Genomic DNA, 14744 nt, shown 5'->3' on the forward strand with positions numbered 1-14744 from the left:
CAAAAGTTGAGAAAAAATCAGGACTTTAATCGACAATCCGATTCTAACTATTCCAAGTATTTTGGCTGCTAGTTATTTTCTTTTGAATATTCTAAATAATCGAGTCCCAATTGGTTTATTTTTTTTGATGGCTCGGCAAGAAGTGAATCGAGTATCTGTTGTAAAATCTCAATGTGCTTTTGTAATGTATCGGAGTAAATTTTCTCCGCTACGATATAGTCATCAATTGTTTTGTATTTGTCTTTAGAAGGCTTATATTTTTTTTCAAATTCAATTATTTTGTTCTGATAAATTTCGCCATGTGAAAAGATTTCAATTTTTAGTGCATTGCGATTAATCATTTTTTTTAACTTATCTTTTTCGAGATTTGATATTCCCTTTTGCTTGAGGGATAAGCTTAGGAGTTTATTTAATTCTGATAGAACCATGATAAATTCATATGTGTAGAGCTTATCAGATGCGCGTAACTGGTTTGTTGTGTAACTGAGGTTTGATGAGAACGAGTTAAGGTTTTTTTCCTCAAGTTTTAGATCTTGAAGCTCTCGGATTTGTTTTTCATCTTCGAGATTTTTCACAACTATCTGCAAATCATCAACTTTTGCGTCTACAAGTTTTTTCTGATAGAAGAGTGCTATTGCAGCAATAGAAATTGTTACGATCGTCAATGCATTTCCGAAGTTTATCTCACCATTCCACTTGATGAAGGAATTTTTCAATTCTTTTTCTTGTTCTTTTTTCACGCTTTCATCATGCGTAGGCGTCGGCGTTTGCTCAGGATTTGGCTCAAGGTCAGAGTTTTCTTCCATATAGCTATTTTTTGGTTTATCGCTAAGGCGTATTATTACGGAAGGGAGAAGATTGAAATGGAAGCTAAGGATCGCTGATATTTCATAGGATTAAATGCATTTAACGTTTAACAATCTTCAAGAGATTTTCACCTTCGATCTTCAACGTGTAAATACCTGGCGCTAAAATTGACAAGTCGATAGTATAGTCGGGAAGCTCACCATTGGCAACGACTTTACCCACATTATCGCAAATGATGAAACGATTCCCGATTAAGTTTTTCGATGGATGTATCGTTACTTCACCATCTGTCGGGTTGGGGAAATAGGTGGTTTCGTCGTAGAGTTCGGTTTTGAAACGCAGCGAGGCAAAGGCTAGTGTTTCGCTTGAACAATGGATGTGAACCCTGACTTCATATTCGGCGCCGGGTCTCAGTCCCGTCAACGATAAATTTGTCGAGGCAGTTTCTATCGTCTGCCAGACCTTGCTGCCCGAAATGGAGTAGTCAATCACATAAGGATAGCCATCGAAATTATCGCTCCACGAGAGTTCCGCGGTGGTGTGTGTTATGGCATCGGCGGACAGATCAAAAGGCACATAGCAAAAGGTGCTAAACGATGTTGAGGAAGGGTTTTCCGTGGCCATACATTTTGGGGTAACGGTCACGGTATAGGGCGTGCCAGGAGCGAGACCCTCCAGTATGAAAGACGTTGCGCTGGTCGTCACGGTGGTTACCGCGCCCCCGGTAACTGAATACGCTACGGTATAGCTGTCGGCCACCGATTCGTCCACCCAATTTACCTTCGCGCTGAACGGCGTAACGGCATCGACCGATAACCTCGAGATTTTAGCACACGGCATCGTAAAGGATGCGTTCATAAAATCAGAAGTGAGGTTTGTGCAGGCCATGCTTCCTCTTACAAAATATTGTTTTCCGAGAACCAGTGCATGCAAGGTGAGGTCGGCACCGATCGATGTCCAGGTGACTTTGTCCGCGCTGTATTCAAGAACGGCATTGCCCGGGTAGTTGCTCGTCCAGCGCACGTTGGCGCTGTTGTAGGATGAAGGCGTGACGGTGAGCGTAGCCAATTTAGGACACTGGGTTGTGAACTGCTTATACTTATAGTTGCTGGGTGGATTGCACTGTCCCCTGTAACGCAGGTCGTAGGTGGTGCCGGGCAACAGATTTTTGATCTGACTGCCATATTGATTGATCCACTCGTTTTTGCCGGCCAAGGAATAGGCCATTTCAAAATAATAAAGACCGGCGGATTCATCGAGCGTGGCGTTATCGATGCCGATGCTGGCGATGGAGAAGCCATCGGTGTATATACACTCCGTTGTGAAGTTGATATAATAGTAATCGGTGAAGCCAAGACCGCATTTGGCCCGGGCCCTGAGCTGATAGGTGTGACCATACGACAGGTTGGTCAGCCTGGTCGAGGAAACCCGTCCCCAATAGGTGCCTTCGTAAGAATAGTCGATCTCGAATTGATCCAGGGTGGTATTGGGCGGCAGTGTGATCGTTGCCACATAACTCGATACGCTGACGCTTACCTGCGACGGATCAATACAATTATTTGGCGAGTTCTGCCAAATCTCCATCAGGTAGCCTTCGTGGGGAAACTGGTGGTAAGAAATGATGTTAATGACTTCGGGCCGGCCATCTCCATTTAAATCATTGATGGTCATATTGGGGATCGACTCAACGGCATCGTTAAGCACGCCAAACTCCAGGGATTTGTCAAAAGAGGCATCCGAGATAGGCGTATTGGCAGCGCCTTTATTTTTTAAGAACGAAAACTTTCCATTTTCCAGGCCGACCAGCAAATCGACGGCGCCATCGCCATTGAGATCTGCGGGCTGAACAACGGATGCTTCATAGCCGGTCAGGGCAGAGGTCATCGTTCCAACGGTGACGCCGGGCGCGGTTTTCTTGTTTTCCAGGATGGCCAGGTTCACACCCTGGTAGGGCGAATAAGCAACGAGATCTTTCCATCCGTCCAGGTTCAAATCCTGGGAAACATATTTGGGATAGGTGATCATGGCATCCTGAACGGTGTATTCATCAAATGCAAAAACACCCGGCTGACTGCTATTGACGAGGATCGGAATAAAGATCTTATTGCTCGCATCGGCCCACAATTCGGGCTTGCCATCGTTGTTCAGGTCTTCGCTATACAAGTCGTTTACCGGATAGGCGAGCGACTTTGAAAATTGATTGACGAAATTTTCAGACAACACGAGCCCTTTTGGATTCTGATTCCGGAATATTTTAACCGTAGCAATACCCGCCACATTTTCGGCCACGGCAATATCCACGCGGCCATCCTGATCCAAGTCATTGAAGGCTAAATTCCAGGAAGTGCCCACGGACAAACTCACGGGAGGCCCGAAGAAGATATAACCCGGCACAGACAAGTTCGGATACACCCGCACACCATCCTGGTACTTCCCTACAATGTCTTTAAGACCGTTGCCGTCAAAATCGATCAGGAATAATTTCTGAGGCGTATCGACGGAGTTGAATGTGTTTCTTACAAAGGAGGCATCGGTTATATCACCACCCTGGTTTACATTCTGAAAGACCGAAAAACCCAGATAGTGGCGGACAACGATATCGGGTCTGTTGTCGCCATCCATGTCCTGCACCAAGGTCTGGTACATGTAATCGGTGCTACCGATCTTGAGTTGCAGGTCGCCTTTTTTGAACTCTCCCGAAAACGTGGGAACAAATTCCTTTACCGATTCGGCAGACAGACCCGACTCGGCATCCCACACGGAGATCGGCCCAAGGGATGCTCCGGCGGGTACTTTAACTTTTATTTCGGTTGAACTGGAAGACAGCACAGCGCCCCGGGTGGCACCAAAGCTCACCACGTTCTTTTCAGGTGTTACATTAAAGTTCTGCCCGGTAATCGTCACCTCGGTGCCGATGGGGGCCGTTGTTGGCGTGTAAGAAAGGATAACGGGTCTCACACCCGTGAAAAAACTGGCCGACTCGCTCTTCGACGTTGCCGAGCCGTTGGTGGCGACAAGTCTGTAATAATAGGTTTGCCGCGGTTGAAGACCTGTGAGGGCTGCCGAAACATCCAGGAACTCCGTGGCACCGGGAAGAGACGTCGGGGGGGTCACCAATCCAAAAGCAGGCGTTAGCCCATACTCAAAATGAAATGAAGTCGGAAGGCTGTTGGGGTTTATCTGGCCATACCATGTGGCCGTTGTTTCGGTCATGTCAACCCTCCGTAGGAGTTTGACGAGTGGTGCCAGCGAAATGGTTGTGAATTCGGTTGTAGCGGACGAGACGCCGTTTTCGTTGGTGGCTACCAGTTTCAGGTAGTACTTCGTTTCACTTTGTAACCCGGTGATCACCCCTTCCACTTTATTCGTGTAGGGATACTCTGCAGTTGAGCTCCCATAAGCGGGTGTGGTGCCGTATTCAAAATGGTAGGTGGCAACGTTGCTCCTCGGGATCATGCTCCCGTTGATCTTCACGGTGGTGGCCGTGATATCATAGACACCCAGGCTGGTGACCGTAGGCTCGTCGATCACACCAACGGCATCCCAGGCATTGGCTACTTCCTGATAGATCGTGGAGTTGTTGCCATACAAATCGGTCGCGGCGAGTAAGGAGCCTATCCGGCTATCGAGATAGTCCGATTGGGGCGCCAGGTACTCCGTCAGATTTCGATACGTAATTTTGACTGCGGCGTCCATGCCAATAGCATTGACCGAATAGTTTACCTGGCGATCATTTACGCCGCTGCCACCCTTGCTTAAAAGATAAAACCAAAAATTCTGTACGCCTGAATTGGTGTGCACACCGCCATAGTCATCGGCACCCGTCTGCCACATATCGCCGAAATAAGTATCCGGTTGACTTTTAACGTTGGGGTTACTCATGTCGCGAATACCGCCATCACGGAAATGCCGGCCGATTTGCCATGTGGCGGCACCGCCTAAGACATTGAACTCGACGGCCTTCCCTAAAATATCGGAGAACGATTCATTGAGCGCTCCAGACTCATTTTTGTATTGGAGCTTGGCTTCATACTGCGTCACGCCGTGCGTCAGTTCATGGCTCACAACATCCAGTTCAACCAACGGGTTGTTGTTGCTGCCGTCTCCCAAAACCAGCAGACTGCCGGTCCACATGGCATTGTCCCAACCCACATCGACGTGTACGTAGGACTTGATGGCACCGCCAAGGTTGTCGAAACTGTTTCGGTTGTGCTTTGTATAATAGTATTCATACGCTTGCTCGGCGGCCCATTGCGCCGATACAGCGGGTTGAGAATAGTAATCGTTATAGACGGTGCCCGAGGAAGTGAATACCGGCGGGTTGAACGGAATACCCAGTTGTAATATCAGAAGGGAACGGTTTCCAAAATCGTACGTTCCGATGATGCCCCCATGAGCAGTTTGCCCGACCATCTGCGAACCGCTTCCGGTGCTTTCGATCCGGATCGGTTTAAGTCCATAATAGTTTGTCATTCCCGTTCCGGTGATGTAGGGCAGGGGGGGCTCAGGGGGGGTGTCTTCGCGGCAAGCGTTTACCAGGCTTACTTTATTGAGCACTTGCCCGTTGCGCGCATCGATGGAGATCCTCCAACGCTCGATGAGCGATACATCGATGTCGAACTGGAAGGCGATGGCAAAACTTTCGGGCGCGAGCGTGAAGTCTTTGGAGACGATCAACTTCTGACCTCTTCTAACGGTGGTGTCCTTGGTTTGGAGATATCTCGTTGCGAGTTGAAAAGCCTGCGCTTCGTTGAGGCTGATGTTCATGTCGGGATTCATGTTCCGAACGGCTTTGCCGTTGACGGACGTTACAAAGCCACCTTTCTCATGCAACCGGTAGCCCATGCCTTCCACCAAAAGGCCTTTATAATACTGTTGCAAAAGGCGATGCCGCATCCCGAGATCGTCGGTGTTGGATTCGGCTTCCACGAACGTGAATTCGGCTGGTATGTTGAAATACTGATTGATGTTAGCCAGGAACGACGAGGCCGTAACGGTTCCCGTCTTAAACACCATGGCGCGGGGTGGTTCGTTCCGCCCGCCATAGTACGCGGTGCCTGTACCAGTGTTCGACACCCCGAGGGAAGCAGGGGTGGTTCGTGCGCTTTTCTGTGCCATGCTCTGGCCAACCGATAAAAAGCAGATGAAAATGACGAGTAGAAGTCTATGCATAAATATCACTTAACGATGTGCACCCAATTTTTACAAGTAGCCAGGTCTCCAATCTTGAGATGAACATAATATACGCCCGTGGCCAGGTTATTTCCATTCCAATCATTTTTGTAATCGGATGACTCGAAAACCGTTTTGCCCCACCGGTCGACCACGGTCAATTGCACGGGCAGACCAACCTCGCCGGGAGGGATCTTGTCGGCGCCGAAGCTTACCATGAAATTGTCGTTGTAGCCGGGTGAGCCATCCGGGGTGAACACGTTGGGGACCATGAGCGTGTACACCGGCAGCTTTATCGTTTCTTCGGAAAAACAGATGCTCTTTTGTGCCGTGAATTTCAGCGAATACATGCCATCTTTCTCATAGAGGTGCTCCACTTCGGTTTCAGTGGAACTCGTTCCATCACCAAAGTCGAAGCGAAAGACTACGTCATCCTCCGGGGGGCTTAGGTTTTGAACATAAATGGATGGGCGATCAACACAATTGTCGATGAGACGATGCTGCCATTTCAAAGCAACACTGTCGATCACGGTCACGTTTATGGTGTCTTTTCCGACGCAGCCATGTGGATCGGTTGCGGAAAGAAAATATTGCGTGGTCTGTGCGGGTTTTACAAATGGCGAAGGATCGGATGAAGTATAGCTGTGATCTTTCGTAGACCATGCATACACACTTCCGCCGGTGGCGATCAAATGGAAGGACGTGCCGGCGCAGATCTCACCATCATCGCCGGCTTCAATTTGTTCCCTGAAATAATGAATGGTTTTTGTGACGGCATCATTCTTATTACAGGTGTTCACGTTGGAGGCCTTCAATTTTACGATGTAGGTGCCGGGCTGTTGATATTCGTGAATCAATGAAACGGTGTCGCTGATCTGGATCGGCGTTGAACCATCACCAAAATCCCAGGTGAAATCAATGCCGTTCACACTTTTGTTTTTAAACCGCACAACATCCGGAGAGCAAACATTGTCGGAGCCAAAGTTTGCCAGAAACGCATGAACATTGGGGATGATGCCCACGTTTAGTGTATCTTTTTTGGAGCAACCATTCGCATCCACCACCCTGACAAAGTAAGTCGTCGCCTTCGTTGGCCGGACCACGGGAGCGCGGTCAGCGGAAGTGAAGGTCCCATCTTCGCTGACCCAGTTGTATTGAACGCCCCCACTTGCCGAGAGCTGAAAACTGTTCCCTTCACACACCAGGCCGTCGGCCTCTACCTGAATGTTGTCTTTAAAATAGTTGATGATCTTGGTGGTCGAATCGGTCTGGCTACACGTGCTCAGGTCGGTGATCTTCAGTTTGACTTTATACTGACCCGCCCGTTGATATTGATGGATCACACTCCGGGGGTCGGTGTCGACCTGGTTGAGTATGGTCCCGTCGTCAAAATTCCAGACAATGGTCTTTCCCCCGGTGCTGAAATTTTGAAAGACGATCGAATCGGGATAACAAACATTGTTGAACCCGGGCATGGTCAGCGCAGTATTGTTCGTATCGAACATGGCCTTGAGCGAAGACAAGTCGAACTTGAAGGCCGCATTATTGCAATTCGCGCTAAGGTTCCGTCGCGATTTGGCATTGGGCGAAGTGGGAAAATCGGAAGCAGGCAAGTCGTTCGGCGTTCCAAAGGCGCAGCCCGAGCAAACGGCATGATAGACGATGCCATACTTATCGAAGCGCGACGTTCCGCCGTCGACGTGCGTTTTTGAAGAATTACCACCCAGGTAAGTCGAATACACCAGGGTGGAGGCGTCGCCGTTCAAGACCATGAAATAGAAATCAGAACCCGAGGTGTTCTTCTGATAGGCGTCGCTGGTGATGGGCATCCCGAAGGTGGTGCTTTGCCAGAAACCGGTTTGGGTGCTTGAATTCACAAAACCTCCCCAACCTGCCATGTAGATGTTGTCGCAGTCGTTCACCAGGAATGCCGTGGGAGAAATATTCGGGATGACCAGTCCGTTGGTAGACCCCGAGCCAAACACGGTAGAGAATTTCAACGCGCTGAGATCGGATGAAAATTTTTGCAGAAACTGGCCGCTGTTGGGGTTGTTGTATACCCCGGGAGTTATTGGCATGTGGCCGGCGGTCTGGCCATAACAAAACACATTTCCACTGGCATTGAGGTCTACAAAGTAAACCTGGTCGAATGAACCGGTGCCCGTGAACGTAGCCTGCATGATGGCGCTTCCGTCGGCGGCGAGCCGCGCAATCCAGCCGTCGACGATGCCATTGAAGGTCGTTTGATAGGCGCCAACTGTGGCCGGAAAATCTACGCTGGTGGTTCCTCCGGCCAGCACAAGGTTCTTGTCATTGTCAAATTTTATCGAATAGGCCGCATCAAAACCGGAGCCTCCCAGGTAGCTCGACCAAACAATGGACGACAGGTCAGGGGCCAGTTTGACCACGATCCCATCGGTCGTGCCGCTGTTAAAAGTATTGTCGAAGCCGTTCACGATCGGAAAGTCGGCGGACGACGTGACGGAACTGATGTACACATTCCCCGTCTCATCCGTGATCACATCACCCCGCATCTCATCGCCATAGTTCACGACCAATGGACCGCCCGATTGTTTGGGTTGGTTCAGCCCGTCGTTGCCCGATCCGCCAAGGAAGGTTGACCCCACCAGGCGATCGCCGGTGGGCGACAAACGGGTAATCACAAGATCCCACTGATCGTTAGTGTCGAGCACGCGATTAAAGATGGTTGTGCCGAAATTAAACGTTTTGTCAAAGGCGCTGGCCGCGGTTGGGTAGTCGGTTGAACTGGAAATGCCCAGCACGATCAGATCGCCCGTAGCTTTATCCACCACCAGGCTTTCAGGAGAGTCGTTGTTTGCGCCGCCCAGGTGTGTGGCATATAAAAATTTCGTTCCTGCCGAATCATATTTGATGACGGCCATGTCAAAATTCCCGTGGTTGGTGGTCTGGAACGCACCCACGGTGGCCGGGAACGAGCCTCCCAGGTTCTGACGTGTTACGCCGGCGGAATACAGGGTGCCATGTTCACCCGGGGTTGCCGTACTTCCCCAGTTGTCGGCGGTGGAACCCGAATAGGTTGAAAAGATCAGGAGCGGATCAATGATCAGCGGTTGGCGCGTGTCGTAGTCGGAAGGAAAGGAAAATGAAACTACGTTGTCGCGGAGCCGGTATTCGCTGGGCACGGTCTGTTTGTTAGTGTCATTGCCCTGGTAGGAAAATGGTTTTAATTCGTTCAGCGAACCCACCCGGGTGCGGATCTTTAGTTCGTCATCAAATTTGTCAATGCCGTCGACACCACTGTATTCAATTCTGATTTGCGATGGGTCGGCGCCGGGCTTGACGATGAAATCGTATTTTAAATTGTTCCCAACCGACGTGACCCGGAAATCGATGCCCTCGTAAACCTCCGGATACAGGATCGAGGCATAGGCCCGCGCATGACTAGCCCAACGGTTGGCATCTTTGCCGACGAAATAATTGTAGTAGCCACTCAGTGGGTTTTCTACAATGGCTTTGGATTGCGGGTTCGATCCTAAAAAATTTATCTGGAAGTAGTGTCCATCGATCGGCTCATTGGCCGATTGTGCGTCAGATTCATTGATAGCCTCGTGATTAGCAAGGTGCCGGTGCTCGATTTCCTCCATGTCGAGGAGCAACACCGAAAAACCTTTGGCGGAGACGCCTAAGCGTCCACCCGGAACCAACGCCTGAAAGTCAGAGCCGTTGTTCCATTGGCCTTTGTTCTCAATAAACCGCAACGCATGATTATTCTGGGCGACAGCATGAAATGCAATCAATAACAGTAGGGGGGCTAACCGCATAACTTCGCAAACGTATAGACGTTGCAAGGTACGTTAAAAAATTATAAGTAACGGCATCCCTATTCCGGCACCACGTTTTGATGCTTATTGTAACTTATTGATTTTCAGATAAATTGGAGCTCTTGCGTTTATTGCTTTTTGTTCGCGGCGTTGTATTCCTCATCCGTCACTTTTTCAAGCCACACCACGCGACCAGTTTCTGTATTCTGCGTAATGGCGACATGCGTCATGGATTGGGTTGGTGATGCGCCGTGCCAATGCACAACATTTGGAGGACATTTGATCACATCGCCCTTCTGAATGATTTCAATGGGCTTTCCTTTTAGTTGATGATAACCCACCCCGTCGGTCACCAACAGGATCTGACCCGCGTAGTGTGAATGCCAATGGGTGCGTGCGCCCGGTTCGAAGGTCACATTCCCAACGCTATTGGTCATGACCGAATCCTGTCGCACTAGGTTGTAAACCCAAACGGTGCCGGTCATGTTGGGATTGACACCGGTTTGACCTTTGGGGAAGATGAGCTCACGGTCCTTTGTGTCCGCAGCGGCAGGCGGTAGCTTGGTGGTCGATATTTCGCCAAAGACTTTTCTTGCCGTTTCAATTTCCGTTTTACCCACCGACTCGCCGAGTAGAGAGATGATTTCTATGAGCTGATTTTCGGATATCCCCTGGCGGATCGCGACACGCATATGCGATGAAAGCATCGGCTCAACGCCGCCGATGCTGATCAACGCCGCTACCGTTGCCAGTTCGCGTTCAGCATAGGTTAGAAGATCCCTGCTAAAAATATCGGCGAACAAATGCTCCTTGAGAAACCGGTCGATCTCCGGGCTAAAGGCATTGTACCCAGTTAACTCACCTTGGGGTCTTCCCGTTAACTTCTCGAGTGTCTTCTTTCCGGTTTCGTACTTATCGCCTCCCTTTGGAATGGGCGTCACTTCTTTGCCAACGTCATCTTTGATACCGCTTGCCTTTCGTTCTTCGAGAACAGCCATTAATGTTTGCAGTCCTCTGATGCTTCGCGGGAAACCAGCGTAGGCATAAACGTGGACAATAACTTCCTTTGTTTCATTGATCGTAAGCTTTGCGTCTAAGGCTGAATGCAATGCACTTTTGAGTCTATCCAGATCGCCGTTCGCGGTGAAGGCAGCAGTCATCACGATCGCTTGCTGCCGTGGTGTCAGGGGCTGGTCACCCGGTTTACTCGTCTGTGCAGAGAGAAGAAATGGCGCCCACAGGAAAACAATAGTGAGATAAATTTTGGTAATCGCTGCGCTTCTCATGTTTAGTTGGGTAAAAATCGCTATTGGGTCGCCTTCTCCAAGTCAGTATTTGTTATGATCGAACCGGCTTCAACATCATGCTGACCTACCGGTCAACACGCGCCTGAAGGTGTTGCGGATAACGCGCACCCTGAACCTGGATTTGTGAAAATACATTTCCGATCTCCTTCAAGTCGTCGCTGGACAGGACCAGCTCTTCCGCCTTCAAATTTTCCTCCAGGCGATGGATCTTCGTTGTGCCCGGGATGGGAACAATCCACGGCTTTTGGGCCAGTACCCACGCCAGGGCCACCTGGGCGGGTGTTGCGCCTTTTCTTTTTGCAAACTCGCCGACCTTATCGACCACGATCTGGTTTGCTTTTCGATTCTCTTCTTCGAAGCGCGGCACGATGCTGCGAAAATCTGTCTTGTCGAATTTTGTATCGGCGTTGATCGCGCCAGTGAGGAACCCCTTGCCCAGCGGGCTGAACGGGACAAAGCCAATGCCCAACTCTTCCAGCGTCGGCAATATTTCTTGTTCAGGTTCTCTCCACCACAACGAATATTCACTTTGAAGGGCTGCCACGGGCTGCACAGCATGAGCCCGGCGAATACTTTGCACGCCGGCCTCCGACATGCCGAAATGTTTCACTTTTCCCTGGGCAATGAGTTCTTTCACGGTGCCTGCAACGTCTTCCATCGGCACATTCGGGTCTACGCGATGTTGATAGAACAAATCAATGCGATCTGTTTTTAATCGCTTTAGCGAAGCCTCTGCGACCGCCCTGATATTTTCTGGCCGGCTGTCAACGCCGACTGTTGGCATGCCTCCTTTAAAACCGAATTTGGTTGCCAGTATGACTTGGTCCCGAAAGGGCGCAACCGCTTCTCCAAGCACTTCTTCGTTGAGGAAGGGCCCATAGGCTTCTGCTGTATCAAAGAAATTAACACCCAACGCATAGGCGCGTCGTATCAATTTGATCGCTTCTTGCTTATCCGTCGCCGGACCATACCCAAAACTAAGCCCCATGCAACCGAGACCAAGGGCAGACACTTCCAAGCCGCTTTTTCCTAATTTTCTGTGTTTCATAGCCGTATTCCTGTTTGTTCTTTTAACACTGCAAAGGTGCGGCTGTTCCAGGGTTGGAGACTTATACAAATTACTGGATTGTCTACCAAATTCACGGATTTGGGTCCTGACATTCAAACTTACTCGCTCTTTATTGAATCAACCGGATTTGCCCGGGCTGCTTTTATCGATCTGAAGCTCACGGCCAGGCCAGCCAGGGCCGACGATAACAGCACGGAAAGGATCAGGAGGTCGATCGGAAGGCTAATCCTGTACGCAAACGCATTGAGCCATTGCTCTAAAAAGTAGTAGGAGGTGGGCAGTGCGATGAGCGAGGCGATGAAGACCAGCACCATAAATTCTCCCGACAACAAAGCTGTGATTGCCGATACCGAGGCGCCAAGAACTTTTCTGATCCCGATTTCCTTGGTTCGCGCTTCCGCCATCAATGACATCACGCCATAGAGTCCAAGACAAGCCAGGAAAACCGACAATCCACAAAAGACAAAGATCAGTTGGGAAAGTCTTTCGTCTTGGCGATACAGCTGGCCCACGTGTTCGTCCAACATCAGATAATCGAAAGGAAGATGGGGCGCAATGGCCTTCCAGTCCGACGCCAGAGAGGAGAGGGTGTTGTTCAAGTCGCCGGCGGCCACTCTGACGTATAAATATTCGACCTTTGTTTTTGGGACCAGCAAGATCAGCGGAGCAATCGCGGCATGAAGGCTGGTGAAATGAAAGTCTTTCACCACGCCAATGACTTCACCGGTCTGGCCATAGGACGAGAGCTTTTTCCCGATCACCGTTTTTTTATCCCAGCCGAACATTTTCACAGCAGCCTCATTCAGGATAAATGAAGTGCTGTCGTGAAGCGGCTCGGTGAACGTTCTTCCCATCGCCATCTCTATTCCCATGGTCTCCACGAAATTGGGATACATTCGAAACATACTGATCATGCGCGGATCTTCCGAACGCCCCACTTCCTCAACGTCGGTGATGCCTTGCTGGCCATCAAAAAGATCACGGCTCGCGGAAACGCCAAGCACGTTGGCATTCCCGGAGAGTTTATCTCTCAAGGTTGCGTAAAGCTTTCGCAGTTGCTCGTCGGGAACATGGAGAACAATGATCCCCGCTTGGTTATAGCCCAGATCTTTTGACCGGACAAAATCGATTTGCCTTTTAATGCTCAGGCTGCCGGCAATCAACACCGCCGTCACGAAGAACTGGAACACGATGATCGATTTTTTAAACGAGAGCCTGCCGCTTCGCTGGTGAAATGCGTTCGTTCCTTTCAGCGCTAGCCGGGGTTTCAATCCCGATAGAAAAATGGCTGGATGTAAACCGCCAAGACAACCGATGACGAGGACTAAAGCCATATAGAGGGGAAGCCATTCCCGGTGCGTGGCCATCGTAAGGGACAAGCCGGTACCAAACAGGATTTCCAATTTGCCGATCCCCACCTGAAGCATGACCATTCCCAGTAGAAGACTGATCGCCGCGTTAAAAATGGATTCGAAAATGAATTGAGAAAAAATTTCCATGCGACTCGAACCCAGGGAGCGCTTGATGCCGGTTTCTTTTACCCGGTAGACGGCGAGCGCCGTGGATAAGTTGGCGAAATTAAAACCCGCGATGCCCATGATGAGAAAAGCGATTGCCGCCAGCCCGATCGTGTAGGTGTAGTCTCCTTTCGTGGAAATGCCGTCGCGCTCCAGGATGTTGCGTGAATGCAGGTACACGTCTTTTATCGGTTGCAATTGATAGTTGACTTTCCCGGCGTCTTCACGCGATCGGTATTTCCGGATAAATGCCGGGAATTTTGCTTCCACCTCAGCTTTGTTTGACCCCTCGCGCAATCTGACATACGTTGGAAAGGACGTCCACTCCCAGCTGGCGAGGCTGACGAAAGTGCGTTTTGGTGGCGTAAATGTCTCGAACGAGATGAGCATGTCGAAATCAAAATGCGATTTGCCGGCGGGAAGCGTTACGCCACTGACCTGCACGAGCAGGTTGTCTACTTTGATCGTTTTATTTATTGGATCCTGGTCGCCGAAATACTTTTTGGCAAAGGCGGTTGTGATGACCGCGGTATTGAGTTCTTTCAGCGCTGTATTCGGATTCCCATGAGCGAGTGGAAAAGTCAAGACCTTAAAAAAATTGGAGTCCGCATAGAATACTTTCGTCTCGTAGAATTTTCTATCACCGATCTCAATCAACACATCATCCGCATGACGCAACCGGACGGCAGCTTCCACTTCCGGAAGATCCGCCATGAGGGTGGGGGCGAGCAAGGGCGTTCCCGCCGCCTGCACTTGTGTTCCGGTTGGGGTTTGCGTTACCGTGTTGAGGCGATAAACGTTGTCGGAAGCGCGATGAAATTTATCGTAAGAAAATTCCTCCGCCACAAAATGAAGGATGGCGATAGACGAAGCAAGTCCCAACGCCAGCCCACCGATGTTGATCAAGGTGTACGTTTTGAATTTTCGCGCATGGCGCAAGGCGATTCGAAAGATCGTTGACATCATAGGTAGTTCATGGCATTAATTTTTACTTCCCGACACGACGGGTGATCGTTGTTGATAATCAGGCACTTGAATTCAGTGACGTACAAGTTAACGACAAGTATTC

At 49.9% G+C, this 14744-nt stretch carries 6 protein-coding genes; all 6 read right to left on the reverse strand.

The window, feature by feature from the left end:
* Positions 1–68: 68 nt before the first annotated feature.
* On the reverse strand, positions 69–806 hold the full coding sequence (locus tag BUB30_RS01260; RefSeq protein ID WP_073130166.1) for a hypothetical protein: 738 nt from the start codon (positions 804–806) through the stop codon (positions 69–71).
* A gap of 100 nt (positions 807–906) precedes the next feature.
* Entirely contained in the window at positions 907–5979 is a 5073-nt protein-coding gene (locus BUB30_RS01265; protein ID WP_084137831.1) for a M4 family metallopeptidase, read from the reverse strand.
* 5 nt (positions 5980–5984) lie between these two features.
* Positions 5985–9782, reverse strand: coding sequence for a DUF7948 domain-containing protein (locus BUB30_RS01270; RefSeq protein ID WP_084137832.1), 3798 nt, complete (start codon positions 9780–9782; stop codon positions 5985–5987).
* A gap of 128 nt (positions 9783–9910) precedes the next feature.
* Complete coding sequence (locus BUB30_RS01275) at positions 9911–11068, reverse strand: carboxymuconolactone decarboxylase family protein (protein WP_084137833.1); 1158 nt, start codon at positions 11066–11068, stop codon at positions 9911–9913.
* Between the two features lie 85 nt (positions 11069–11153).
* The gene (locus BUB30_RS01280; RefSeq protein WP_073130172.1) at positions 11154–12137 is read right to left on the reverse strand and encodes an aldo/keto reductase; all 984 of its coding nucleotides are present in this window, start codon (positions 12135–12137) and stop codon (positions 11154–11156) included.
* A gap of 119 nt (positions 12138–12256) precedes the next feature.
* Positions 12257–14641: an ABC transporter permease gene (locus tag BUB30_RS01285; protein WP_084137834.1), complete on the reverse strand. Its 2385-nt coding sequence runs from the start codon at positions 14639–14641 to the stop codon at positions 12257–12259.
* Between the last annotated feature and the right edge of the window lie 103 nt (positions 14642–14744).

This window comes from Chryseolinea serpens, assembly GCF_900129725.1.
In the GTDB taxonomy this organism is placed as follows: Bacteria; Bacteroidota; Bacteroidia; order Cytophagales; family Cyclobacteriaceae; genus Chryseolinea; species Chryseolinea serpens.